At 42.3% G+C, this 26270-nt stretch carries 28 protein-coding genes; 8 read left to right on the top strand and 20 right to left on the bottom strand.

Going from position 1 to position 26270, the window contains the following annotated elements; translation table 11 throughout:
* Positions 1-75: 75 nt before the first annotated feature.
* The 8 genes from ADH92_RS04435 to ADH92_RS04400 form a co-directional block, all read right to left on the bottom strand.
* The gene (locus ADH92_RS04435) at positions 76-534 is read right to left on the bottom strand and encodes a YtxH domain-containing protein (RefSeq protein WP_049497397.1); all 459 of its coding nucleotides are present in this window, start codon (positions 532-534) and stop codon (positions 76-78) included.
* Positions 535-548: 14 nt separating this feature from the next.
* Positions 549-932, bottom strand: coding sequence for a DUF948 domain-containing protein (locus ADH92_RS04430; RefSeq protein ID WP_013903891.1), 384 nt, complete (start codon positions 930-932; stop codon positions 549-551).
* A gap of 3 nt (positions 933-935) precedes the next feature.
* On the bottom strand, positions 936-1718 hold the full coding sequence (gene lgt / locus ADH92_RS04425; protein ID WP_049497395.1) for a prolipoprotein diacylglyceryl transferase: 783 nt from the start codon (positions 1716-1718) through the stop codon (positions 936-938).
* Positions 1715-2647: an HPr(Ser) kinase/phosphatase gene (gene hprK / locus ADH92_RS04420; RefSeq protein ID WP_049497393.1), complete on the bottom strand. Its 933-nt coding sequence runs from the start codon at positions 2645-2647 to the stop codon at positions 1715-1717. Before hprK ends, lgt begins: the two co-directional genes overlap by 4 nt.
* A gap of 172 nt (positions 2648-2819) precedes the next feature.
* The gene (locus ADH92_RS04410; RefSeq protein WP_239681847.1) at positions 2820-3086 is read right to left on the bottom strand and encodes a hypothetical protein; all 267 of its coding nucleotides are present in this window, start codon (positions 3084-3086) and stop codon (positions 2820-2822) included.
* 120 nt (positions 3087-3206) lie between these two features.
* Positions 3207-3488: a PspC domain-containing protein gene (locus tag ADH92_RS04405; RefSeq protein WP_013903896.1), complete on the bottom strand. Its 282-nt coding sequence runs from the start codon at positions 3486-3488 to the stop codon at positions 3207-3209.
* Between the two features lie 74 nt (positions 3489-3562).
* Entirely contained in the window at positions 3563-4018 is a 456-nt protein-coding gene (locus ADH92_RS10555; RefSeq protein ID WP_080978961.1) for a SprT family protein, read from the bottom strand.
* Positions 4005-6161 carry a Tex family protein gene (locus tag ADH92_RS04400; protein ID WP_192832651.1) on the bottom strand — a complete coding sequence of 719 codons (2157 nt, stop codon included), beginning with the start codon at positions 6159-6161 and terminating at the stop codon, positions 4005-4007. Before ADH92_RS04400 ends, ADH92_RS10555 begins: the two co-directional genes overlap by 14 nt.
* 148 nt (positions 6162-6309) lie before the next feature.
* Between ADH92_RS04400 and ADH92_RS11280 the strand changes: the two genes are divergently transcribed.
* The 4 genes from ADH92_RS11280 (at position 6310) to zwf (ending at position 9847) form a co-directional block, all read left to right on the top strand.
* Positions 6310-6459 (top strand): SPJ_0845 family protein, encoded by a 150-nt coding sequence (locus tag ADH92_RS11280; RefSeq protein ID WP_192832650.1) that lies wholly within the window; start codon positions 6310-6312, stop codon positions 6457-6459.
* The gene (locus ADH92_RS04395) at positions 6459-7364 is read left to right on the top strand and encodes a permease (protein WP_049497388.1); all 906 of its coding nucleotides are present in this window, start codon (positions 6459-6461) and stop codon (positions 7362-7364) included. Before ADH92_RS11280 ends, ADH92_RS04395 begins: the two co-directional genes overlap by 1 nt.
* Positions 7361-8176, top strand: a complete 816-nt coding sequence (locus tag ADH92_RS04390) for a TIGR03943 family putative permease subunit (RefSeq protein ID WP_003008127.1) — start codon at positions 7361-7363, stop codon at positions 8174-8176. Before ADH92_RS04395 ends, ADH92_RS04390 begins: the two co-directional genes overlap by 4 nt.
* A gap of 204 nt (positions 8177-8380) precedes the next feature.
* Positions 8381-9847, top strand: coding sequence for a glucose-6-phosphate dehydrogenase (zwf, locus tag ADH92_RS04385; RefSeq protein ID WP_049497386.1), 1467 nt, complete (start codon positions 8381-8383; stop codon positions 9845-9847).
* Positions 9848-9938: 91 nt separating this feature from the next.
* Here zwf and ftsY read toward each other — a convergent pair whose 3' ends face one another.
* The 5 genes from ftsY to rnc are packed head-to-tail and all read right to left on the bottom strand — an operon-like array spanning position 9939 to position 17440.
* Positions 9939-11597, bottom strand: coding sequence for a signal recognition particle-docking protein FtsY (gene ftsY, locus ADH92_RS04380; protein WP_049497384.1), 1659 nt, complete (start codon positions 11595-11597; stop codon positions 9939-9941).
* The gene (locus ADH92_RS04375) at positions 11598-12419 is read right to left on the bottom strand and encodes a Cof-type HAD-IIB family hydrolase (protein WP_024054729.1); all 822 of its coding nucleotides are present in this window, start codon (positions 12417-12419) and stop codon (positions 11598-11600) included.
* Complete coding sequence (locus ADH92_RS04370; RefSeq protein ID WP_049497382.1) at positions 12416-13222, bottom strand: Cof-type HAD-IIB family hydrolase; 807 nt, start codon at positions 13220-13222, stop codon at positions 12416-12418. Before ADH92_RS04370 ends, ADH92_RS04375 begins: the two co-directional genes overlap by 4 nt.
* Positions 13212-16748 carry a chromosome segregation protein SMC gene (gene smc / locus ADH92_RS04365; protein WP_049497380.1) on the bottom strand — a complete coding sequence of 1179 codons (3537 nt, stop codon included), beginning with the start codon at positions 16746-16748 and terminating at the stop codon, positions 13212-13214. The genes ADH92_RS04370 and smc overlap by 11 nt, the downstream gene beginning before the upstream one ends.
* The gene (rnc, locus tag ADH92_RS04360; protein ID WP_049497378.1) at positions 16739-17440 is read right to left on the bottom strand and encodes a ribonuclease III; all 702 of its coding nucleotides are present in this window, start codon (positions 17438-17440) and stop codon (positions 16739-16741) included. The genes smc and rnc overlap by 10 nt, the downstream gene beginning before the upstream one ends.
* A gap of 301 nt (positions 17441-17741) precedes the next feature.
* Between rnc and ADH92_RS04355 the strand changes: the two genes are divergently transcribed.
* Complete coding sequence (locus tag ADH92_RS04355) at positions 17742-18266, top strand: hypothetical protein (protein WP_049497375.1); 525 nt, start codon at positions 17742-17744, stop codon at positions 18264-18266.
* 31 nt (positions 18267-18297) lie between these two features.
* On the opposite strand, the gene ADH92_RS11275 is transcribed toward ADH92_RS04355, so the two are convergent.
* Together ADH92_RS11275 and ADH92_RS04350 are read right to left on the bottom strand one after the other, a co-directional pair.
* Positions 18298-18441: a hypothetical protein gene (locus ADH92_RS11275; protein ID WP_173018772.1), complete on the bottom strand. Its 144-nt coding sequence runs from the start codon at positions 18439-18441 to the stop codon at positions 18298-18300.
* A gap of 14 nt (positions 18442-18455) precedes the next feature.
* The gene (locus ADH92_RS04350; protein WP_049497373.1) at positions 18456-18629 is read right to left on the bottom strand and encodes a helix-turn-helix domain-containing protein; all 174 of its coding nucleotides are present in this window, start codon (positions 18627-18629) and stop codon (positions 18456-18458) included.
* 158 nt (positions 18630-18787) lie between these two features.
* Between ADH92_RS04350 and ADH92_RS04345 the strand changes: the two genes are divergently transcribed.
* Together ADH92_RS04345 and ADH92_RS04340 are read left to right on the top strand one after the other, a co-directional pair.
* The gene (locus ADH92_RS04345; protein WP_049497371.1) at positions 18788-19006 is read left to right on the top strand and encodes a hypothetical protein; all 219 of its coding nucleotides are present in this window, start codon (positions 18788-18790) and stop codon (positions 19004-19006) included.
* A gap of 188 nt (positions 19007-19194) precedes the next feature.
* Positions 19195-19845 (top strand): hypothetical protein, encoded by a 651-nt coding sequence (locus tag ADH92_RS04340; protein ID WP_049497370.1) that lies wholly within the window; start codon positions 19195-19197, stop codon positions 19843-19845.
* Between the two features lie 280 nt (positions 19846-20125).
* Here ADH92_RS04340 and ADH92_RS04335 read toward each other — a convergent pair whose 3' ends face one another.
* The 5 genes from ADH92_RS04335 to yycF form a co-directional block, all read right to left on the bottom strand.
* Positions 20126-20512, bottom strand: coding sequence for a YbaN family protein (locus ADH92_RS04335; RefSeq protein WP_049497368.1), 387 nt, complete (start codon positions 20510-20512; stop codon positions 20126-20128).
* Positions 20513-20545: 33 nt separating this feature from the next.
* Entirely contained in the window at positions 20546-21091 is a 546-nt protein-coding gene (locus ADH92_RS04330) for a putative periplasmic lipoprotein (protein WP_049497366.1), read from the bottom strand.
* Between the two features lie 158 nt (positions 21092-21249).
* Positions 21250-22059: an MBL fold metallo-hydrolase gene (locus ADH92_RS04325; protein WP_049475139.1), complete on the bottom strand. Its 810-nt coding sequence runs from the start codon at positions 22057-22059 to the stop codon at positions 21250-21252.
* A 7-nt stretch (positions 22060-22066) separates the two neighbouring features.
* The gene (vicK, locus tag ADH92_RS04320; protein WP_049497363.1) at positions 22067-23419 is read right to left on the bottom strand and encodes a cell wall metabolism sensor histidine kinase VicK; all 1353 of its coding nucleotides are present in this window, start codon (positions 23417-23419) and stop codon (positions 22067-22069) included.
* Positions 23412-24113 carry a response regulator YycF gene (gene yycF / locus ADH92_RS04315; RefSeq protein WP_003008151.1) on the bottom strand — a complete coding sequence of 234 codons (702 nt, stop codon included), beginning with the start codon at positions 24111-24113 and terminating at the stop codon, positions 23412-23414. Before yycF ends, vicK begins: the two co-directional genes overlap by 8 nt.
* 884 nt (positions 24114-24997) lie before the next feature.
* On the opposite strand from yycF, the gene ADH92_RS04310 reads away from it, so the two are divergent.
* The gene (locus ADH92_RS04310; RefSeq protein WP_049497362.1) at positions 24998-26047 is read left to right on the top strand and encodes a DUF389 domain-containing protein; all 1050 of its coding nucleotides are present in this window, start codon (positions 24998-25000) and stop codon (positions 26045-26047) included.
* Positions 26048-26270 lie beyond the last annotated feature (223 nt).

Raw genomic sequence — 26270 nt, 5'->3', positions numbered from 1 at the left:
CCTACTCAACTGTGCGGAGGTGGGACGACGAAATCGAATTCTAACGAATTACCGATTTCTGTCCCACTCTCTTTTTTATGCTTCTTTTGTTTCTTCTTCAGCTACTTCTTCAGAATCTTTTTCATCCAATTCTAACACGATGTCTTCTGATTCTGTTTGTTTGCGAATGGATTGAACCAAGTCATTACCACTTAGTTTTTCTTTTTGAAGTTTATCCTTAAATGAGTGATAGACTTCTTGAGATTTTTCAACCACATCTTGCGTCTTTTCTTTGACAGACTCCAAAACAGTTCCTGTCGTAATTTCTCCAGAACCAACTTTTTCTTTGGTTTGTTGGATCACTTCTGCTGCTTGTTTTGAAACATCCTTAGCAGTTTGTTTCACCGATTCATGTACTTCTTGAGGATCTTCTTGATAATCTTTTACGAAGCGCACCACTTTTTTAGTGACTTTCTTTCCTTGCTCAGTTGATAAATAGTAGGCTGCTGAAGCACCTGAAATCACACCAATTAATAAACTAGATAAACGTCCCATATTCTTCCTCGATTCTATTTAAATAATTTTGAAGCCATCTTAATCGCTTTTAATCCGATAGAGGCTTTCACTGTTTTTCCACCAGCTGACACTGCTTTGACACTCAATTGACGGGCTTGATCATTCAAATCTGATACTGACTCTGAAAGATCCGCCACGGCTGTAAAGAGTGGATCAATCGTTGCAACTTTTTGATTCAAATCATCCGTTAAAACATTGACTTTTGCCAATAGATCATTGGTCTGATGCAAGGTAACATTGACATCTGATGTCAAAACTTGGATGGTTTTTTGCGTCTCATCTACAACTTTTCCAATCTTTGAGAGGAAAAAAATCATATAAATGACAAGCGCTACTAAGGCAAGGCCTAAGAGGCCGTATGCAATTTCAATAAACATATGTTACTCCTTTGTTTCTACATAATAAGGGGCTTTTTTGCGACGTTGGTAGATGATGATGGCGAGTCCAACTAGAATCAGGATCATCGACAACCACTGGGAAACACGTAAGCCCGCAAACATCAGGCTATCTGTCCGCATTCCTTCGATGATCATCCGACCAAAACCATACCAGATAAGGTAAAAGGCTGTGATCTCACCTTGTCGCAAAAATTGTGGCTTCCTACGAAGAATCAAGATCAAGAGAAAACCTAGCAGATTCCAACTGGATTCATATAAGAAGGTTGGCTGACGGTAACTGCCATCTATATACATTTGGTCTCGAATAAAAGAGGGCAGGTAGTTAAGACTTTTAACAGCAGCTCCATAAGCTTCCTGGTTAAAGAAGTTCCCCCATCGCCCAATACTCTGTGCAATCATGACGCTTGGGGCCGCAATATCTAAAAAGTCAATCGGTTCAATCAAACGTCTACGAGAGAATAGATAGAGGACAAGGGCACCTGTCAAGAGGCCACCATAAATCGCGATTCCTCCGTTCCAGATCGCAAAAATCTCACTAAGATGCTGGCTATAGTAACCCCATTCGAAAAAAACGTAATAGAGTCTGGCCCCCACAATCGCAAGCGGAAAGGCAATCAAAATGAAATCAATGATAGCATCTGGATCAATTTTTTTACGGGGCGCTTCTTTCATAGAAAGATAAACGGCTAGAATCAAGCCAGAGACAATACAAATTGCGTACCAACGAATACTGATCGGACCTAATTGAAGGGCTACTGGATTCATTCCTTCACCTCATTTTGACTAATCAACTGGGACAAACGTTCTTCAAAGGTTTTGGTGGCATCATAGCCCATTTCTTTAGCCCGAACATTCATAGCTGCTGCTTCGATCACGACCGAAATGTTCCGACCAGTCTTCACAGGGATGCGAATCCGAGGAATGGTCACGCCACCGATTTCCAACTCTTCTGCATTATTACCAAGACGATCATAGACCTGATCCTTAGCATAATTTTCCAAGTAAACAGCGATTTGGACTTGTGAAGAATCCTTGACAGCACTGGCTCCGTAGAGACTCATGACATCGATAATCCCTACACCACGGATCTCTAGTAAGTGGCGTAGGATTTCAGCTGGCTCTCCCCAAAGAGTCATCTCATCTCTCGCATAGATATCGACTCGGTCATCTGCTACGAGGCGGTGCCCCCGCTTGACAAGTTCCAGACCTGTCTCGCTTTTTCCGATTCCGCTATCTCCTTGGATCAAGACACCCATCCCATAAATATCCATCAGAACACCGTGTACACTCGTACGTTCTGCTAGCCGACTATCCAAATAGCTAGAAAGCTCTCCAGATAAACGACTGGTTGCAACATTGCTCTTCAAAATGGCTAGTTGCTTCTCTTCAGCAGCTCGCAACATTTCTTCTGGAATTTCTAAATTCCTCGCAACAATGATGACAGGTGTCTCTGGCTGGAACATCTTGCGCAGGACCTGATGACGGTTGTGAGAGCTCATCTTCACCAAGTAGGACCATTCTTTCATTCCTACAAGCTGAATCCGCTCAGGTGTGTAATAGTCGAAATAGCCCGTCATTTCAAGACCTGGACGTGAAATGTCCGCAGTCGTAATTTCCTTGCTTAGGAGTTTATCATCCCCATAAACAACCGATAGACGAAGCTTTTCCTGTATATCGCGAACAGTAACTGCCATATCATTCTCCCTTTTCAAATTCTCTCTCTATTATAGCAGATTTTCTCTTCAGACGAGAGCCTGAAGTGTCATTTGAAAGATCCATTTTCAACTCCTTTTTAAGGCAAGCAAAAAGAGGCGAAGACAAAGGTCTCCAACCTCTAGGAAATGATGGGAACATATGAAGAATGATCTAGCCTTCACCATGCAAGTAATCTGTAATCATGGATTTGATTCCGGTAGAGACCGCATAGACCACCGCATTTGAAGGGAATGCGATCAATCCGAGCATAAAGACGGCAGGTCCTCCCCCCAACAAGGAGAAAACCAGATACAAAACCGGCAGAAATAAAATCGAAAACCGATAAATTTGTGGCTTTCTAGCCATTTCTGTTGGCAGAAACAAGAGGTAGAAGAGACTATTCCAAATGCCCAGTGGAAAAAGGAGCATTCCGATCAAAACTGTTCCAACTCCTTCACTAAAAAAACGATTTAAAATGAAAAACTGTCCTATAAAACTGAAGAAGAGATATAGAATAAAAGCAAGGGAATAGAACTTCTGCTTCACTCAAATCTCCTTTTAGAAAAATGGACTATCATTCTGATCATGGATGGGTTCGGCCTCTTTTCTTCGACGAGGTCGAGGGCCATAGTCAAACATTTCCTGCTCCTCCTCGTCCTTATAAGGCAAGGTCGTATCTAACAGTAAATAGATAATCACACCGATAAAGGCATGAGAAACCGTAAAAAGAATAAACAAGAAGCGTAGGAGAGTTACACTCAGACCAAATTTATCAGCTAAGCCAGCTAGCACACCTGAAACCAGGCGATGTCGTTTTAATTTGTAAAATGATGCTGTCATTTGATTTTCCTCTTTCTAGTTAGACCTATTTTAGCAGAGTCGAACTGGAAAGAGATCCGCCTAAAGACTGATTCTTACACTTGTCTCATTTCAAGAAATTGCAGGCGACTGCGACAGCGACCGCAGGCATATTTCTTCAGATCGATTTTTCGCTTTCGTCTATACTCTTGGCCACAATGGGGACATTGATAGAGATAGATCCGCTTGACTCGCCCAGTTCTATCTGGTAGAGGAGGTGTGAAACGAAGACCGTCCACTTGCTGGAGGAGTTGCTTAAAGGCTAGATCTTTGTGGCGATAGCCTTTACCTTGATCGTAAAGATGGTAATGGCAGAGCTCGTGGCGTACGATTTTGCGAAAGACCTCTACCCCGAAAACTTGGTATATTTTCGGATTGAAATCAAGGTGTCGATCCTTGGGAAAGAAACGACCTCCAGTGGTTTGAAGACGTGAATTCCACTCTGCTCGATGACGGAATTCTCTCCCAAAATCTTCTAGGGATACTTGGCGTACATACTCAGTCAGATTCATTCGGAGCTACCAAACTGAGATTGACTTTTTCGCGTTCCACATCAATCTTCTTCACCCAAACGGTTACCAAATCACCTACTGAGACGACCTGGCTTGGATGCTTAATAAACTGCTTACTCATATGGGAGATATGAATCAAGCCATCTTCGTGAATGCCAATATCGACAAAGGCTCCAAAGTCAACCACATTGCGCACAACCCCTTCTAATTTTTGGCCAATATGCAGGTCTTTAATATCCAAGACATCCTGACGGAGCACGGGTGCATCAAAGGAATCCCGCAAATCGCGACCTGGTTTTAGAAGATCCGCAATGATATCTTTCAGGGTTTCTGGTCCCAGATCCAGCTGAGTAGACATCTCCTTTATGTTCACAGCTTTTAATTTTTCCTGAGCGGATGCATCGAGGTCGGTAATTTCAAGAAGTTGAAAAAGTTTTTCAACTTCCTTGTAACTTTCAGGGTGAACGCCGGTATTATCCAAGATATTTTTACTTTCAGGAATGCGTAAGAATCCAGCCGCTTGCTCGAAAGCCTTGGCGCCGAGACGAGGGACTTTTTTAATCTGTGCTCGTGAAAGAATCATTCCTTCTTCTTCCCGGTATTTCACAATATTTTCAGAGATGGTTTTATTGAGTCCTGCTACATGGGCTAAGAGAGAGGGACTAGCCGTATTGATATTGACCCCAACTTGGTTGACGACAGTATCTACCACGAAATCCAAGCTTTCTGTCAGTTTTTTCTGATTGACATCGTGTTGGTATTGACCGACACCGATGGATTTGGCATCGATTTTCACCAATTCTGCTAGCGGATCTTGCAAGCGGCGGGCAATGGAGATGGCCGAGCGTTTTTCAACGGTTAGCTCTGGGAACTCATGACGGGCCAACTCACTAGCTGAGTAGACAGAGGCTCCGCTTTCATTGACAATAACATAGCGAACTCCTGGATGGTCATGAAGCACCTCTGCGACAAAGGCCTCACTTTCACGGCTGGCGGTTCCATTTCCAATCGCAATAATTTCTACTCCGAACTCCTTGATCAAGGAAGACAGTTCCTTTTTAGCCTGCTCGATCTGAGCTGGTTTTGCAGGAGCAACTGGATAGATGACCTGGGTGGCAAGCATCTTTCCTGTCTCATCGACAACGGCTAGTTTAGCACCGGTCCGAAAGGCTGGGTCAAATCCAAGGACCACGCGCCCTTTTAATGGAGGAATGAGCAATAGATTCCGTAGATTTTCAGAGAACAATTGAATGGCTCCGTCTTCTGCCACCTCCGTCAACTCTGTCCGAATCCGACGTTCAATCGCAGGAACGATTTTTTTCTTAACCGCTTGTTGAATAACCTCATCCACATAGGCATTTTTGGTTTTAAAACGAGCCTCAAAAATACGAATGATCCGATCCAAATGGTGCTCGAATCCGACTTTGAGAACGCCCAATTTTTCCCCACGATTGAGAGCTAGAGTCCGGTAGCCTTGCATATTCTTGATCTTTTCAGAAAAATCATAGTAGATTTCAAAGGTTCTCTTAGGATCTAAACTTTCATCCTTCAAGGTTGATGTCATGAGGGAATGCCCATGAATTTCTTGATAGGTGAGGGCCCGTAATTGAGTATCCTCTGAAATAGCTTCTACCAGAATATCCACTGCACCAGCCAAAGCCGCTGTTTCAGTTGGGAAGGCCTCACAGGTAAATTTCTGAGCCTCTGCTTCCAAGTCTGGACTATTTTGCAAAATAAGACGTGCCAAGGGGAAAAGTCCTGCTTCTCGAGCAATCGTCGCCTTGGTCCGTCGTTTTTCCTTATAAGGGAGATAAAGTTCTTCGACATCCGCTAATTTTTCAGCAGCTTCAATAGCCTGCTTGAGCTCCTCTGTCAGTTTGCCTTGTTCCTCAATCTTAGCAAGGACGGTTTCCTTTCGTTCGGCTAGAGCCGTTAAGGATTTGTCCCGGTCAATAATGGCCTTGATCGCTACTTCATCTAAATTTCCCGTCATATCTTTTCGATAGCGGGCAATAAAAGGAATGGTTGAGCCTTCTGCGGTCAGACTCAATACAGTATCGATTTGTTTTAAGCTAACACCCAATTCCTGGGCTATTTTTTCATATTTATCCATAGCTTCTATTATAGCATATTTTGCTACCATCAAGGGGTGAGATCGCCTGTTCTAGTCTCTGTTTCAGGGATTTTTCTTAGAATAATTTTGACCCTCATGTTCTTTCCTTTTATGCTCCATTTCCCCCTTGCTCTTTCCTTTTTGTTATAATGAAAGAAAATAAAAAGGAGGCCCAACAATGGCTATTAAATTCTCAAAAACAGATGATCTTGATAAAATGTTTGAAAACTTTGCAAGTTTTCCAGATGTAGAAAAAACAGTCGAATTCCCCGAAGAAAAAAAGAAGGCAGAAACTGCTACAACTAAAGAAACAAAGAAGGTTAAGTAATGACATTCTTTCAACACCTTCCCTCTAGCGTCTTGCAGGCTGGGGCTATTTTTCTCTCGATTATTATCGAGGCCCTTCCGTTTGTCCTAATCGGAAGTATCATTTCAGGGATTATTGAGGTCTATATCACACCCGAAAGGGTCTACCGCTTTCTTCCCAAAAATAAATTTGGGCGGATCTTCTTTGGGACTTTTATCGGCTTTATCTTTCCTTCCTGTGAATGTGGGATTGTTCCCATTATCAATCGCTTTCTAGAAAAGAAAGTTCCAAGTTATACTGCTGTTCCCTTTCTGGTGACAGCACCTGTCATCAATCCTATCGTTCTCTTTGCGACCTACTCAGCCTTTGGGAATTCTGTCAAGATGGCCCTCTACCGCGCCCTTGGTTCCCTACTGGTCGCAACGGTACTAGGGATCTTTCTTGGTTTTATTCAGACAGATTCGATCCAAAAAGAACATCGTAAGGCTGTACATGAACATGATTTTAGGGACTTGAGCAAAGGTCAAAAGCTCTTCCAAGTCTTGGTACAAGCCATTGATGAAATCTTTGATACGGGACGTTACCTGGTATTTGGTTGCCTCTTTGCCAGCCTCGTCCAAGTCTATGTCCCAACACGGATCCTCACTTCGATCAGTGCGACACCGGTTATTGCTATTCTCCTTCTCATGGTCTTGTCCTTTCTCCTCTCACTTTGTAGCGAGGCGGACGCCTTCGTTGGATCCTCTCTTCTAACAAGTTTTGGAGTAGCGCCGGTTCTTGCCTTTTTGGTGATTGGGCCTATGCTTGATGTCAAAAATCTCCTCATGATGAAAAATTATCTCAAGGCCCGTTTTATCTGGCAATTTATCGGAATTGTGAGTGGAGTTGTGCTCCTTTATGCTTGGTTTGTGGGGGTAGTGCTATGATTCGTTTCTTGATATTAGCTGGCTATTTTGAGCTCACCATGTACCTGCAATTATCTGGTAAGCTCAATCAATACATCAACTTACACTATTCTTACTTGGCTTATATTTCCATGTTCTTGTCCTTTGTTTTAGCTCTTGTGCAGCTGATCATCTGGGTCAAGCAGATGAAGATCCACAGTCATCTCTCTGGCTTCTGGGCAAAAGTGGCGAGTATTTTCTTGCTCTGTATTCCTTTGTTTGTCGGGCTATTTTTCCCTACAGTGACACTGGATTCCCAAACAGTCTCTGCAAAAGGTTATCACTTCCCGGTTGCGGCTGGATCTTCCAAGGAAATCCAGCAGGACGAAGGGACAACAACCCAGTATCTCAAACCAGATACTAGTAGCTATTTTACCAAATCTGCCTATGAGTCAGAAATGAAGCAGGCGGCAAAGAAATATGTTGATAAAAAAGTGATCCAGGTGACCACTGAGAATTATATGGAAGTCATGGAAGTTATTTATGATTATCCTGACCAATTTGCAGGAAAGACGATCGAGCTGACCGGCTTTGTATACAATGACCCCAATAACAAGGATAGCCAATTTCTCTTTCGCTTTGGGATCATCCACTGTATCGCAGATTCTGGCGTCTACGGTCTCTTAACGACGGGTGCTCCGCAGCATTTCGAAAACAATACTTGGATCCACGCTAAAGGAACCTTGTCCATTGAATACCACAAACAGCTCAAGCAAAGCTTGCCTGTCCTCCACATTACGGATTGTCAAACCATTACACAACCAGATAATCCTTATGTCTACCGCGTATTCTGATGGAGTCACCAAGTTTCTTCGGTAATCGATCCAAACAGCTTATAGCAATTGAAGCTAGAATCCACATTGGTTCTAGCTTTTACTATGCTTTCCTCTCAAATCCTCTAATCCAAGCGGAAAATATTCGGAACAACGATTCCATCAAAGAAATCTTGTAGATTTTATGGTAAAATATGGTTAATAAAATAGGAAATAGGTACTTAAATGTCTTCAAAAGTTATTGTAACCATTTTCGGGGCTAGTGGAGATTTAGCCAAGCGCAAACTCTACCCATCCCTTTTTAGACTCTATAAATCAGGAAATCTATCTGAAAACTTTGCGGTTATCGGAACAGCCCGCAGACCATGGAGCAAGGAATACTTTGAATCAGTCGTGGTAGAATCCATCACAGATCTGGCAGATAGCCCTCAACAAGCTCAAGAATTCGCTAGCCATTTCTACTACCAAAGCCACGATGTCAATGATACCGAACATTATATCGCTCTGCGTGAATTGCAAAATAGCTTGGATGAAAAATACCAAACGGAACACAACAAGGTCTTCTTCTTGTCCATGGCTCCTCAATTTTTTGGAACCATTGCCAAACACCTTAAATCAGAAGGCATTGTGGATGGACAAGGCTTTGAGCGCTTGATCGTTGAAAAACCTTTCGGTACAGACCTGGAAACAGCTAGTCAGCTCAACAAGGAATTGGAAGAAACCTTTGATGAAGAACAAATCTTCCGGATCGACCATTACCTTGGAAAAGAAATGATCCAAAATATCTTTGCCATTCGTTTTGGAAATCTTATTTTTGATAATCTTTGGAACCGAGACTTTATTGACAATATCCAAATTACCTTTGCTGAACGCTTAGGAGTTGAAGAACGCGGTGGCTACTATGATCACTCGGGGGCCCTTCGAGATATGGTGCAAAACCATACCCTTCAGCTTTTGTCATTGCTTGCCATGGATAAACCAGCTACCTTTACTAAGGATGCGATTCGGGCAGAGAAGATTAAAGTTTTTGAGCAATTGCACAACCCAACAGAGGACGAACTAAAGAAATTCTTTATCCGTGGTCAATACCATTCAGGTACGATCGAAGGGAAAAAAGATATCTCTTATCGCAGCGAGCCCAATGTCGACCCTGAGTCTACTACAGAGACCTATGCTTCTGGGGCGTTCTTTGTTGATAGCGATCGCTTCCGCGGTGTGCCTTTCTTCTTCCGTACCGGAAAACGCTTGACCCAAAAAGGAACCATGGTCAATGTGGTCTTCAAGCAAACTGACTCCATCTTTGGACATAGCTTGCAACCAAATGTTTTGACCATTTATATCCAACCAAATGAAGGTTTCTCATTGAGCATCAACGGAAAAGAGGTCGGAGAAACATTCAGTATCGCACCGATTTCCTTTGATTACGAAACAGATGCGACCGCAACTGGGGCTTCACCAGAGCCTTATGAAAAATTAATTTTCGACGTTTTGAACAATGACTCAACCAATTACAGCCACTGGCACGAAGTCCGTGCTTCATGGCAATTGATTGATCGGATTGAAAAACTATGGGCCGAAAATGGAGCACCGCTCTATGAATATAAGTCTGGATCCATGGGACCAACTGCATCCGATGATCTCCTTGCAGAATACGGAGCCGAATGGGTTTGGAAACCTGAACCTAAGAATTAAGGAAAGCTACCCTCGGGTGGTTTTTTTGACAGCACAAGGAAACAAAAAGACAAATTGTTCTTCCAACAATTTGTCTTTTTCTATTCGACTCTTAAATCAAGCCTTCCAAGAGGCCCCTCATAAAGTTTTCTGAATGGAATGGTCCAATGTCATCAATCTTTTCTCCGAATCCAATCAACTTCACTGGAATGTCCAACTCTTCACGAATGGCAAGAACAACCCCACCTCGAGCTGTTCCATCGATCTTGGTCAAGACAATTCCTGTCACAGGTGTAATTTTTGAAAATTCTTTGGCTTGCACCAAGGCATTTTGACCAGTCGATGCATCGAGGGCCAGCAAGGTTTCATGCGGCGCATCAGGCACCACTCGCTTGATAATCCGGCCGATTTTTTCAAGCTCCGCCATGAGGTTGTCCTTGTTTTGCAGACGACCAGCTGTATCAATCATCAGAACATCAATGTTTTCAGCGATCGCACGTTCCATTCCATCAAAGACGACGCTAGCAGGATCTGATTTTTCAGGACCTGTTACAACTGGAACATCTACACGGCGTCCCCATTCTGCCAGTTGAGCCACTGCTCCTGCACGGAAAGTATCTGCTGCAACCAACATGACTTTCTTGCCTTCTTGTTTGTAGCGGTGGGCTAATTTCCCAATAGATGTGGTTTTACCAACTCCATTGACCCCAACAAAGAGCATGACCGTAAGACCATCTTGAAAACGAATGGCTTCATTAAATTGGCCATCCTTTTCATACAAGTCCACCAATTTTTCGATGATCACGCGCTTGAGAGCATCTGGTTTTTTGGCATTTTCCAAACGGGCTTCATAGCGCAACTCTTCGGTTAAATTAGAGGCCACTTGAACCCCAACGTCACTCATGATCAAGAGTTCTTCCAATTCTTCAAAGAATTCTTCATCAACTGAACGGAAATTGGCAAAAAAGGCATTGAGGCGCGCTCCAAATCCAGTCCGCGTCTTTTTCAAGCTACGATCGTATTTTTCCTGAATGGTTTCTTGCTCTGGCTCAACCTCGTCTGGAATTGGCTCCTCTGCCTCTTCAACAGTTCTTTCCTCAACGGTTGATGCAGCTTCTCCTTGAGGAAGTCTGGACTCGGCTTCTGCCACTTCTGAAGTTTCCTCCACTTGAGCGATCGCTTCTGATACTTCAGGTTCTGAAACCTCATCCTGAGCTTCTACTAGTTCTGGAACCTCCTCTTCTGTCGTGCTCTCTTCTACTAGCTCAGCGTCAGATGATGGAGAGGCAATTGGTGACTCTTCTTCCATTTCTGAACCGTTAGCCCCATCAGCTTCCTCACCATCTTCAGTTTCTTCCGCTTCAATTTTCACTTCTTCAAGAGGCTCAGTCTCCGTGTCATCAGCTAGTGGTGAAACTTCTTGAGGAATTGCTTCTGTTTGAGCAGGTTCAAAGGCAACTGGAGGCTCCTCTACTGGTTCTTGATCTTCAGGAGTCTCTGAAGTCACGATTTCTTCAACAAGAGGTTCCTCTGCCGGCTCTTCTTGAGCAACGGTTGAAATAGGTTGATGAGTGGCTGCAATTCGCGCTTTGAGCTCTTGGTAATAAGCCTCCATATCAGCGATTTTTTGCTCTTCCTTGTCATTTAAGGTAGCCGCCGGCTCCTCTTTGACAGTTTCTTCAACCTCAGTACTTTCCGTCACTTCTTCCGAAGACGGAAGCACTTTTTCAGTTTCTTCTTTTTTTCCAAATAAACGATCAAATAATCCCATTTATTCACTCTCCTTTAGCACATAATTTTCAATCGCCCATGCGACAGCATCTTGGTCATTGGTCACAGGGGCCACAAGCGCTGCAACTTCCTTCACTGCTGGAATCGCATTGCCCATGGCAACCCCTAGTCCAGCCCACTGGATCATAGACAGGTCATTGGCTTCATCTCCACAGGCCATGACTTGATCTGCCTTAAGGCCCAAAATAGCTGCCAGTGCCTCTAAACCTGTCGCCTTGTGAACATTTTTAGGGCACCATTCCAGCAACATTTCCCGAGATTTAAAAATTTCATAGTCTTGAAATAAGTCCGGCTTGATCTGCTTTATCGCTGCATCTAAAAAGTCTTGATCGACTGCTGTCACACACTTGTTGTAGGAAATCGTGGATGGCAGGTCTTTAAAATCAGTTTCAATAAAGTTCAGGTAGGGATTGTAAAGGGAATAGAGAGACTTTCGATCTGCATGAATCTCATAAACCGTTCCCTCACTGATAGCATCCAGCGGAAGGCCTAGACGGGCTGTTTCATCATGAATGGTTGCGACATCTTCTGGTGCCAAGACAACTTTTGAGAGAATCTCTCCATTATTTCGCTGCACTAAGCCACCATTGAAGGTAATCGTATACTCTTCTTTGAGGCCTGCTGTTCCCAATTCTTCCAAAAGAAAATCCATGGCTTTCAGGGGCCGACCAGTGGTTAGAACCACCTTGACACCTTGGGCCTGTGCAGCAGCGAGGGCTGCTCTATTGCGAGGGGAGATCTTTTTTTCTGAATTGAGAAGGGTCCCATCTAAATCCAGCGCAATCAAGGAAATCTTACTCATACAATTTCCTCCATGTAGCGTAGGACAGAACCAGTCGCATGGTGGCCGATGACTTTTTCAGCAATCGCTAAGATTTCAGGACGTGCATTTTCTGGCGCTACAGGATGGCCCACGACTTGCATCATATGGAGGTCATTTAAGTTATCCCCGAAAGCCATCACCTGATCCATCGAGATCCCTAGTTTATCCGCTAAGGCGGTAATGGCCACTCCCTTATCGACATAATCGAGGACAATATCAATCGATTCAAAACCTGTCGTCATCGCTTTGACACCGGGGATGTTCTCAGTGACCCATTGCTCACCTTCAAGTACTAGAGCTGCATCAAAGTTGGTGGTCAATTTGAAGATTTCATCCTGAATATCTGCTAGGTTTTGCACTTTTTGAATGTTTTCATTGTAGTGCTGACTCAAGGCCAGATAGTCGGGATCTACTGTTTCTAATACATAGCTCCCTTTTTTCCCAGTCAAAAGAAGCTTATTCGGGTCTGCATAAGGTGAAGATTTCAAAGCCTCAAAAACACCCAAATAAAAGTCTTTGGACATGGTCGCTTCGTAGAGATCTTCTCCATGAAATTCTACCACACTACCATTTTCAGCAATGAAAATCATCTGGTCCTCAAATCCTTTAAAGAGAGATTTGAGAGAAAGGAGGGCACGGCCACTCGCAGCAGCAAAATAAATGCCTTTTTCTTTGCAGCTTGCTAATACCTTGCGTAAAAGGTCTTGATCGTACTGATGTTGATCATTTAGAAAGGTTCCATCCATATCCGTAGCAATCAATTTAATATCATTATTCTTCATTTTCTAAGTCTTTCAATTTTACTGAGACGATTTTAGAAACCCCAGATTCCTGCATGGTCACCCCATAGATGGAATCTGCAGCCGACATAGTTCCCTTCCGGTGCGTCACGACAATAAATTGGCTTTCCTTATCAAAGCGGTTCAGATAATCCCCAAAGCGCTTAACATTAGCCTCATCTAGGGCAGCCTCTACCTCATCCAGAATGACAAATGGAATGGTCTTGACACGAATAATCGAGAACAAGAGGGCCAAGGCAGACAAGGCCTTTTCTCCACCACTCATGAGGTTTAAGGATTGGATCTTTTTACCAGGTGGCTGCACAGAAATCTCAACACCAGCTGTCAGAAGATCTGGCTCTGTCAGAATCAAATCAGCAGAACCCCCACCAAACATTTGACGGAAAGTGACTTTAAAGGATTCACGAATGGCTTCAAAAGTTGATTTAAAGCGTTCCTTGACCTCGTCATTCATGTCGTTGATGGTAGACAGAAGCATATTTTTCGCAGCCAAGACATCCTCACGCTGGCTGGAAAGGAAATCAAAGCGCCCCTTCACCTCGTCGTACTGCTCGATCGCATCCACATTGACTGGACCAAGTGCCTTAATATCTTTTTCGATGCTCTTGAGCTGGTTTTCAGCTGCTGCAAGATTTTCAACAGGTTTGGCCTGCTCTTTGGCTTGGTCAAAGCTTTGCATGAATTCATCGGTAATTTGCGTTAAGATCTTGTTCAAACGATCCGCATGCTTTTCACGTGTCGCTTCAGCCTTGGCTTGTTGACGAATCCATTCTTCGTTTTTCTTGCGAGCTTGTTCCATCTGTTCTGCCACATCTTCGGCCTGTCCTTCCAAATCATCCAGCTCAAATCGTTTCCGAATGACCCCTTGTTCCAAGTCCGTTTTCTTGGCTTGTGCCTGCGTCAATTGGTTGTCTAGCTGCTCCACATCAACTGTCTGGACTTTGGCCTCGCCTTGTTCAATCAGCAATTGCAACTGATGCTCTTCTACTTCCAACTGGGAGATCGTCTCTTCCAAGCGACGAGCATCTGTTTGCTCGTAGCTTTGTTGGCTCAACCATTCCGTCTGTTGAAGTCGCAATTCTGCCAATTGCTCTTGCAAGTTTTGTACTTTTTGTTGCAGAACGTCTTTGTCCGACTTCATGGTTTCAATGTCGCGATTCAAATTTTCTTTTTGAAGCTCAATTTCTGCCAATTGCTCAATAAGGGACTCCAGCTCCTCTTGGAGAGACTGGGTCGCATCTGTTGCCAATTCTGACTTCAAAGCTTCTAAGAGTTCCTGAATTTCTTTCAGTTGCTCTTGGCTTTGTTGGTAGGCCAATTGGGCCCGCTGTTGCTCTAGACGCGCTTGCTCACCTTGGCTTTGAATAGAGGCCAGGTATTCTTGCGCCTGCTTGAGCAGATTGTCCTTGGTCTCGACCTCCTGCTCTGCTTCTCTCAAACGAGCATCCAGAGCTTGCATTTCCTGCTTCAAACTATCCAATTCTGGTTTGACAAAGACCGTATTTTGGGAACGATTGGCACCACCGGCATATGATCCTCCGGTCCGCAATTCAGTCCCATCCAAGGTCACCATCCGAACTTGATAGTTGACTTTACGGGCCGCCTCACGCGCATGCTCCGTCGTATCAAAGATGGCCGTTACGCCAAGCAGGTTTTGGAAAATCTGTTCAAAACGATGCTCATAGGTCACTAAGTCACTCGCAATTCCTAGAAATCCTGCACTGGCTTGAATCAATTCTAGATTCCGAGGGGATAGTTGACGAGCTTTGATCGTCGTGAGCGGAAGGAAAGTTGCCCGTCCCAAGCGATTGCGTTTCAAGAAATCGATCGCTCGCGTTGCAGCCTTTTCATCTTCGACAATGATCTGTTGGCTGCTAGCTCCCAGAGCAATTTCAAGCGCCGTCTGGTAGTCTTTTGAGAAACTCAAATTCTCACTAACAGCCCCACAGATGCCTCCTAACCGTTCTGCTTCTTGCAAAACGCTCTTGACTCCTGCATAGAAGTTACTATGGTTCTTCTGAATAGCTTCCAAGCTATTGATCCGCGCCCGCTTATTCTTGCTCTCATCCATCAAGTCAAACATGGCCGCTTGAGCCTCTTGGTAGGCAGCTTTGGCCTGCTCCACTTTTACCAATTGCTCTTGGTATTCTGCTAATAGGCCTTTGACCGTCGCTTGTGCCTGCTCCAACTCTTCTAATTGTCGGACTTCTTTTTCCTTGGCAGTTTCAAAGTTTGTTTGTGCTTTGGTCAAGTCCTCTTGACGATGGCTAGATTCTTGCAGGAGTGCTTGGATCCGGCTCTCAATGGCTGTCCGCTCATTCGATTTTTCAGCCTCCGTCTGCAAGAGCGCGACATACTGCTCGCGTAGATGCTCAATGACTTGTTCCGGATCTTCTTCGTAGTTGGCTAATTCTTTTTCCAACTCTTCTTGTTGCTGACGGTTCTCTGTCAGTCTTTGTTGAAGCACAGCTAGCGTCCCTTGTTTTTGAGCCAGCTCTTGTTTAGCTTCTTCCAGACGGGCCAAAACAGCATCCAGTCGCTCTAGATTTTCCTTGCGACTATGGGCTGCTTGACTCGATTGCAACTTAGCGACTTCGATTTGCTTTTCCAAATCGCTAATCAAACGAGTGACCTCTAGCAAGCTCGCCTGGTCCTCAGCTAGACTTGCATCCAACTGATGGCGGGCTTTCTTAATGCGGAGGTTATCTTCTTCTAAAATCTGACGACGTTGGTAATAAGAGGCCAACTGTTCTTGAATGGCTTTTTCCTCTTGATCAGCCTTCTCGTAAAGCTCTTTTGTCAAATCGACTTGAGCAACTAAAACATCCAGCAAGAGAATCTGCCGTTCTTGGTCTAATTCCAAGAAACGGCGAGCGACAGTCGCTTGCTTTTCAAGAGGTTGGATCTGTCCTTCTAATTCATAGAGGATGTCCTCCAGACGGTCCAAATTCTCCTGGGTTTGGTTGAGTTTGGTCTCGGTTTCCTTACGCCGCGTCTTAAATTTCAAGACACCAGCAGCTTCTTCAAAGATTGCCCGGCGTTCTTCCGGTTTGGAGTTAAAGATCTCCTCTACCCGTCCTTGGGAGATAATAGAGAAAGAATCACGTCCCAATCCCGTATCCATGAACAAATCATGCACATCTCTGAGACGTACTTTCTTGCCGTCGATCTTGTACTCGCTGTCTCCTGAACGATAAATATGGCGTTCGACACGAATTTCTTTCCCTGCCTGTTGGATAAAACCATCCTGGTTATCTAAGACAACTGTGACACAGGCATAATTCAGCGGTTTACGCGATTCTGTCCCTGCAAAGATGACATCGGGCATCTTGCCCCCACGTAGACTCTTGACACTGGATTCCCCCAGGGCCCAGCGCAAGCTCTCCGTGATATTTGATTTTCCAGATCCATTAGGCCCTACAACAGCAGTGACTCCTTTGTCAAACACGACTTTTGTCTTATCCGCAAAGGATTTAAACCCTTGGATTTCAATCTCTTTTAGATACATGGCCCATCATTCCTCGTTTCAACTGCATTGCGGGCTGCTTCCTGCTCCGCTAACTTCTTGGAACGACCATGACCACGTCCCATCGTTTGACCGTTCACGAACACTTCTACTTCAAACTCTTTGGCATGAGCTGGGCCGGACTCGCTAACCACTTGGTATTGGATCTCCACATCTCCGTGAACCTGTAACAGTTCTTGCAAGCGGGTCTTGTAGTCAATGACTTGAGAAAATTGACCCGTTTCAACCTTTGGAATCATGACCTGATAGATAAAGCGTTTGACTGCTTCCACTCCTTGATCCAGTAAAAGAGCACCTAAAAAGGCTTCAAATAAATCGCCAAGAATCGTATCGCGGTCCCGACCACCAGATTTTTCTTCGCCCTTGCCCAGTTTGATGAAATGGTCAAATTGGCAATCCCGAGAAAAGCCAGCCAAACTCTCTTCACGGACAATCATAGAACGGAATTTGGACAAATCTCCCTCCGGTCTGTTGGGGTGTTCCTTATACAAATATTCGGAAATAACTAATTGAAGAACAGCGTCTCCTAAAAATTCCAAACGTTCGTTATGTGAAATTTTTAAGAGGCGGTGCTCATTGGCATAAGAGGTGTGCGTAAAAGCTGTATCTAATAAACTGCTATCTGAAAAAACGATCTGAAACCGTTCCGATAACAGGGCTTGTAATTTCTCCATGGGAAGCCTACTTTCTAATAAATTCATACTCTTAAGTATACCAAAATTTTAATACGATTACCATTAGATATCCATTAGATACGGTTAGTTGATTCACTATGTTTTAGGTGTGTTTGGATATCGCTCAAATAAGTTGAATACCACGTTTTGTAAATTTACTCCATGAATTTTAACTTTCTTCAACTGGCGCATTTCTATATCTTACCAACTTAACCCCCATTCCTTATAGTAGGTTTTATTTCTTAACCTCCTTATTTTTTACCCCTTTCTGATATAATAGTCACAGAAAGGAGGGCTTTATATGCCTTTTACTGAACTTGAAGTCCAAACTTGGACATTGTATACAACTGTGGTTATTGCTCTAGTGGGGTTCTTTTTTAACATTGTATCCCTTCATCGTACAAAGCGAGCCGAGGAAGATATGGCTAGGCCATATGTAAATGTCTTTGTCGATTTATTTGAAATAAAGGACCGACAAAGAGTTTATGTTATTAAAAATTTCGGAAAGACACCTGCCTACATTACCGACATAACTGTCCATGGGAATCTAGGTATCTATAATCAGCATAATTTTAAATCTCTTGTAGGAAATATGATTGCTCCTGGTCAAAAATTCACTTCTAATATTGAAGATGATTTTAAAGGATCATCGAAAATCACGATTTCATACAGAGATAACAATAGGAAAGTATACCAAGATACTTTTACACTGGATACAAATATAGGTTTGACTATGTCATACACTTTAAATGAATCTAACAAAACAGATGAGATTCCAAGTACTATAAGACAATCTACAATGGCGCTGTTACGTGCGTTTCGCTAATTTTAGTTCCATTGTCATAATGAACTACAGTTCAAACATCTCCACTTGTTTTAATATTGATATGTACTTTTTCATCGTCAAGCGTGTTGGCGATGATTTTATTTTTTGCGTCGATAGCATCATTAATATTATTTGCATAAATTTCATATACAATATCAACATTTGCATTAGCCATGTAATTTTCACCTCCTATCTAAATTCGTCCAAGCTGACCTCTAGTGCATCAGCTAATTTGCACATATTCGTCCAAGACATCTCTTTCAATTTTCCAGCCTTTAAGTTAGAAAAATTCGATTGAGAAATACCTGACTTTTTAGCTAGTCGATACACCGACCAGCCCCTTGATTTTAATTGTTGTTCAATCTTTTCCTACATTTTAAACACTATATGTTGTGTATGCGCAACATATTTAATCCTTTTTATCACTATATATTGAAAAATAAAAGCTTTTACATTATAATGTATCTTGGCTAAGGCCTCTCACAGTTTTAGTCAAGATTTCAATGGAAAGGAGAAACACTATGTCAAAATTACGACCTAGACCTCAAAAGAATTATCCTAACTATAACTGGGATGATTTAGATCGCACCATTCAAACAATTCTAAGCGATCCATTATATAAGGTTTGTCACATAGATCCATCGCTTTATGCAATTCCTAAAGATGAAATTATTTCCGAGTGCATAAGTGCAGGTTATACAGTTGAAGAATGTGAAGATGGAATTCTGAATATTTCGTGACTTGCCAAATTGGCTGCTTTTACTTCAAGAGCGCTAATTCTTGTTAGTAAGTCTATCGACACCTCGATAGGCTTTTTTCTTTTTCCGCTATACGGATATCGTTTAGGTTTCATTCTTTCACCTTCTTATTATTTAATTCCCTATCGTTATTTGGTATAATAAACTAAAAACGATTGGGGTTAGTATTTATGTCTGATAAAGTTTGTTTCATTATAAGCGCAATTGGGGAATCTGGTACTCCCACAAGAGAACGGGCTGACAAAGTATATAAATACCTTATTGCTCCAGTTTGCGAAGATTTAGGTTATAAACCGATTCGCGTTGACCATGTCAATGCAGTAGACAATATCAATGAAACGATTATAAACTACCTAAAAACTGCTCATATGGTTGTTGCGGATATGACAGAACACAATCCAAATGCATTTTACGAACTAGGTTTTAGACAAGCGCTAGAGCTTCCGCTTGTACCGATCATAGAATCTGGTGGAAAACTTCCTTTTGATGTCATCACGACCCGTACTACTTTTTATGATACAGATGTGTCAAGAATCGAAGAATCAAAAGTTGACCTCAAATCTAAAATGCAAAGTTTTGAAAACTTTAAAATGCCTATTAACCGTCTTGACAAAGCTACAACTCTCGAATCTATTGATAAAAAGTTAAATCAAAAGTTAGATAAAATTTTATCATTGCTAGAACGTTCAGATTACAATCTGATCACATCTAATACTTTACGTTTTCGAGATTCTGATTATAAAGAAAATGGTCTTATTTTATCGAGCATTAAGGGTCTTGATCTTTTGCATCAAGAACACCACGAAGATAAAAATAGCTAGATCTTGTTGACGTTGTAATTCAATGATTTCTTCAAACCTTTTATTAATTAGTGTAACAGTCCTCAACACTTCATTGATGGCTGTTTTTTCTACTTCATTTGCCATTTTTTCTACACCTCTTTTTCAATTTTTGATTCAAGCGCTCGCAGTTCAATTTCGTGAGCAACGTTGGCCATTAATTTCATGCATTTGGTTTTTTCCTTCACTGTAAGTTTCAGATACCAAAAAAGAAGCACGAACGCACTTCTTTTCCTAGTTCTAGGGCCTGAATTCTCTATTTTTACTCAGGATGTTCTTCTGTTGGTTTTTCAGGCTTATTGGGAATCACTTTTAAGAGATAAAAGGTGATAAAAATCGTCAAAGCTCCTAAAGCAAGCTTCACCCAAATAATCGGGGCCAGATAGATGGAAATGCCCATCAGAATGTAGATCTGAAGAAGGATCCATTTCTTCCGTTCTTTGGCAATCGATTTGGTCTCTCGGTAATCCGCTACATAGGTTTGATAAAGCTTGGTTTGGTAAAGCCAAGTTTCAAAGCGTTTGGAACTTTTAGCAAAGCAAGCCATGGACAGCAATAAAAAGGGGGTTGTCGGTAAAATTGGCAATGGAATCCCAATAATTCCTAGTCCCAATGATATAAAACCAATCGTAAGATAAACAAGGCGCATTTACTTCTCCTTTGTATGTTTCTTGTTTCATAATCACTCTACAGTGTTCACATCTGACATTAGAAGCTTCATCTTAGATGGATCTGACATTCCATCCACAATATTCTGTTGTTCCTCATTTAATGGCAATAATATTATAGTTGCTGTATGAGAAGGTAATTCCCCACTATCCTTGATAAAATAGCTAACCTTTTGATTCTCAAAAATAGCCTTTCCATCATAAGACCAGGTAATTGAAAAGTTCAAATCTTTCTTGATATCTACATCTGTCTTATTGACCAGCATGAGTGCCGCCCTGCCATCTGAAACAGCCCCGGTAAAATAGATCGCCATATTCCCCTCGCTACCAACTTCAGGATGTTCTTTAACCAATTTCTTCCCTAACTCAATAAGATCAGACGTCTTTCCTTCATTTTGAGGGGCCACCACAAATTTCAATTCTTTTTCTTTTTTAGAAGACTCTGATACTTTTGTTTCCTTCGCCGTTTGAGTGGAGGTTGACTCTTTCGTATCTTGCTTAGACTGACTACAAGCTGTTAAAGCAACTAAACTTGCCAGTAATAACATCATCTTTTTCATTTTTCATTTCTCCTCTTCTTTGATTGTACAAAACGTGACTCTCATTCAGAATTCGCTCTTTCTTATCATACACAAATTTAGGGCAAAGAGCAAATTCATCACTAAATGAAAGGATTTTAATCAGAAATCAAAAAACCACCCGCGGGTGGTTCTCTATCTTATATCTTCGTCAAAGGGGTCGCGGTATCTGGCGAGGTATCTAGCACCTCAAAATCATGGCCAACAGCTAGATCTGCTCGAGCCAGTTGATTCTCCATAGTCATATGGGCCAATTCTTTGATATTGTTCTCTTTTGACAAATGTCCCAGATAAATCTTCTTGGTGCGATTTCCCAAGGTTCGGATCATGGCATCCGCACCGTCTTCGTTAGAAAGGTGGCCTAGGTCTGACAAGATCCGCTGCTTTAAGCGCCAAGCGTAAGAACCTGCTCGAAGGATCTCTACATCATGGTTGGACTCAATCAGATAGCCATCCGCATCCGCGACGATACCTGCCAAGCGATCGCTCACATAGCCCGTATCCGTCAGCATGACGAAGCTCTTGCCATCCTTCATCAAGCGATAGAATTGAGGGGCTGCAGCATCGTGACTGACCCCAAAACTTTCGATATCGATATCGCCAAATGTCTTGGTCTTCCCCATTTCAAAGATGTGCTTTTGAGCATCATCAACTTTCCCTAGATACTTGGTGCCTTCCATAGCCTTCCAAGTTGCTTCATTAGCATATAGATCCATGCCATATTTCCGCGCTAAAACACCCACACCATGGATATGGTCTGAGTGTTCGTGCGTAATCAAAATGGCATCTAAGTCTTCTGGTTTGCGATCAATTTCAGCCAATAGTCCCGTAATCTTTTTCCCTGATAGCCCTGCATCAATAAGCAGTTTTTTCTTTGGCGTCTCAAGGTAGAAAGAATTCCCACTAGAACCTGAAGCTAAAATACTATACTTAAATCCCTCTTCTGTCATTGACTCCTTATTCTTCCTCTTCTGTATCCCAGTCGTCTTTAATAGCGTCTTTGTCGTACGGCAAGACAATGGTAAAGGTAGATCCCTTGCCATATTCACTCTTGGCCCAAATAAAGCCTTTGTGTTGCTTCACGATCTCCTTAGCAATGGCTAAGCCTAGACCAGTCCCACCTTGGGCCCGGCTACGCGCCTTATCCACTCGGTAAAAGCGATCAAAAATGCGTGGCAAGTCTTTCTTTGGAATCCCCAAGCCCTCATCTGAGATGGAGATAATCAACTGGGCATCTGTCGTTTTCATCCCTACCTTGATCTTTCCACCATCAGGTGAGTACTTGATGGCATTGTTCAAGATATTGTCGATTACCTGGGTCATTTTATCCGTATCAATTTCAACCCAGATCGGGGTGATTGGGTATTCCCGGATCAGTTCATACTTCTTGGTATCTTCTTGCGCTTGACTCTTGATCTTATCAAACCGGTTCAAAATAAAGGTGATAAAGGCCGTAAAGTTGGTCAACTCGATGTCCAACTGACTGGTTTCATTATCGATTCGTGACAAGCTCAATAGATCTGTGACCATGCGCATCATGCGATTGGTTTCATTGAGTGAAACTTTGACAAAATCTGGTGCTACCGGCTCTGACAAAGCGCCATCGTCCAGGGCTTCCAGATAGGATTTCACACTGGTCAAGGGAGTCCGCAATTCATGGCTCACATTAGAGACAAAGAGACGACGTTCCCGCTCTTCCTTGTCCTGCTCTGTCGTATCGTGCAAGACAGCTACCAGACCAGAGATAAAACCTGACTCACGACGAATCAAGGCAAAGCGCACACGAAGGCTGAGGTACTCCCCGTTTTCATCCTGGGAATCGATGGTTAACTCTGGTACTTCAGTAATCAAGCTTCGCAGATCATAGTCATCTCCAAGCGAAAGCAAATCCAGAATACTGGTATTGAGCACCTCATCTGGATTAACATTCAATTGCTTGGCTGCCATTTCATTGACCATGATGATCTGACCGCGTCTATTGGTCGCAAGCACCCCATCTGTCATGTAAGAAAGGATACTGGTCAAACGCTTGGTTTCTTGTTCCAAGTTTTCATGCGTCAGGCGAATAACCTCCGACAGATCATTGATACTATTGGTCATATCCGTCAGTTCTGGACTTCCTTGCATGTCGACCACTTCGGAATAGTCCCCTGCAATCAGATCCTTAATTTTGGCGTTTAATTGTCTGAGCTTGATATTGTCCCTACGGTTTTCTAGCAAAAGCAAGGCTACCACAATGATAAACCCAACCGTAATCAGAACAAAGACAAAGTTCGACGACATTACAAATTGTTTTAGTTGATCAATCATTGTTTCTCATATAATATCCGACACCACGGCGGGTCAAGATATATTCTGGACGTCCTGGTGTGTCCTCGATTTTTTCACGCAAACGACGAACCGTCACGTCCACTGTCCGAACATCACCAAAGTAATCATAGCCCCACACCGTCTCAAGAAGGTGTTCACGGGTCATCACTTGACCGACATGGGTCGCAAGGTGATAGAGCAATTCAAACTCACGATGGGTCAAGTCCAATTCTTTGTTGCCTTTTTGAACCAAGAAGGCATCTGGAAGAATGTGAAGATCACCAATGACAATTTCCGTATCGGCCTCATTTTCAAGCTGAGGATCAGCCGCAAACTCCGAACGACGCAACAAGGCCTTCACACGCGCTTGCAATTCCCGATTAGAGAAGGGTTTGGTCACATAGTCATCCGCACCAATTTCAAGTCCGATAACCTTATCAAATTCTGTATCTTTGGCAGAAAGGACAATGATGGGCACATTGCTGGTCTTGCGAATGGTACGCGCCACTTCCAGACCATCAATCTCTGGCAACATCAAATCTAGAATAATAATATCCGGATTCTCAGCCGCAAAGACTTCCAAAGCTTCCCGGCCATCAAAGGCTGTCAAGACTTCATAGCCCTCTTTTGCCATGTTAAATTTGATAATATCTGAAATTGGTTTTTCATCATCAACTACTAATATTTTTTTCATCTTACATACCTGTTTCTAATGCTTCTTTTCCTAATCAATCTCTATCTTCTTATTATATCAAACTTATGAAGAAATGTGGAGACTCAATTGCTGGACTTTCCAATAAGAAAGGGTAAAAAAGACCGAGAAGTTAAAATCTCAGTCTCAGAAAAAACGAATGATATGTAGAAGATAAAATCACTTGAGTGATTCTAAAAAAAGTTAATTTCCTACTTGCTATAGCTAATAAATCATATTTAGAAAACTTTCCGTCGTGAGAAAAGTGAGAGTGGGACAGAAATCATAGCCTCTTAATTGTTTTTGGATTGTCGAGCAAGACGCAGTGGTTGAGTGAGCTCTACTACGCTGATTTCATCAGCTTTTACAGCCCTACTCAACTGTGCGGAGGTGGGACGACGAAATCGAATTCTAACGAATTACCGATTTCTGTCCCACTCTCACTCGGGAGTTTTGGAACTTCATAGAAGTTCGCTGACGTTCTTACTCACCTAAGGGAAGGTTTTTTAGATTGTTTTATCCTTAATCTTTTTATTTTTTCATTATTTCTCAACACGTGATTTGTTGGCGATATCTGCTAGGATTGCTGCTACAAACTCATACTGTTTAAACATTAAAACGGTATCTACTTTCAGAGGAGATATCGTTTTTCTTCTTCAGATAAGGAGACAAAAATTTCTTCCTTTCTCTATCTTTTAAATGAATTGATTTCTTCAGAGAAAGAATGTAAAATTTTTGATATAATATGCAGGATGGACTGATGGATATTTAAAAGATAATGTTCAAAAGAATCACAGGTAAGAATTAAAAACATGTCAGTTTGGACAGAAGTCTCTCTACCATCATCCATGCAGAAACAAGATTATATGAAATAAAAGGAGTAACCAATGTCCGGAAACTATTCAACACGTGAATTCCGCGAGAAACTATATGATGACCTTCATGTTCGATTAAGAGATACAGTGATTTTGATGTGTTCGATTTTTATTGCCTCTATAGGTCTAAATATGAATTCAACAGCTGTCATTATTGGAGCCATGCTGATTTCCCCTCTTATGACACCGATTATTGGACTGGGGTTTGGTTTAGCTATTTTTGATACGCGTTTAATCAAGCAATCTCTAGGGGTTTTATTTACTCAAGTATTGGTCAGTTTGTTTGTCTCGACTCTATATTTCTGGATTTCTCCCTTATCTTATGCAAGTAGCGAATTGATTGCACGAACCTCTCCAACCATTTGGGATGTTCTCATTGCTATTGCGGGTGGGATAGCAGGTGTCATTGGTTCAAGAAAAAAAGAAGCAAACAATATCGTGCCAGGAGTAGCCATTGCAACAGCTCTGATGCCACCTATCTGCACTGCAGGCTATGGTTTAGCTAATGGAAATGTACGATTTTTATTTGGGGCTCTCTATCTTTTCTTGATCAACTGTGTCTTTATCATGCTAATCAATATTGTTGGAACAAGAATTATGATGAGACAATCTCCCTTAAGTTCATTTAAAGAGCTAAGCATGAAAATGAGAATTGGGTTGATCTCCTTGATTGTATTATTGGTTCTTCCAGCCAGCTATTCAGCAGTCACTCTGACGATGGATCAAGCACGAAAAGAAGGGATCAAACAGTTTGTAGGAAAAGAGTTCGCCAATCATACGATCATTAATCAAGTCTACAAGTCAAGTAGCAATGAATTGGTCTTGACAGTTGTTGGAGATCCGATTTCAGAAGAAGAATTAGAAACCATTCGCCAAAAACAAGACTCTTACGGTATTCAATCTGTTCAATTGAAAGTCAATCAAGTCCATAATTCGACAAAATTAGATAGTGAGACGACCAAGGAATTTTACGAAAACATTGACAAGTATATCGATCAAAAACTCTCTGAAAAAGATTCACAAAACGATCTCGTAAAAGAAAATAAAGCAGACAAGGATTGAGGATAGTCAACTTATCTAACTCATGGAAGCAAATCTTAGGAGGATATCCTATATCCAAAAGTTAATGGATAGAAAGGATTGTTGATAAGGATACTATTTGTGGTGGTTTGACCAATCACTACTAGCTCAGGTTAAACAAAATATAAAAAGCAACAACTGAAAATGAACTGCACCCCAAAAGTTAGACAGAAAAAATCTAACTTTTGGGGTGTTTTTATTATGA

Source organism: Streptococcus parasanguinis (assembly GCF_001073155.1).
Lineage (GTDB): Bacteria > Bacillota > Bacilli > Lactobacillales > Streptococcaceae > Streptococcus > Streptococcus parasanguinis_D.
Note: the sequence above shows the minus strand (reverse complement) of the source record. Positions and strands in the feature narration are given on the sequence as shown.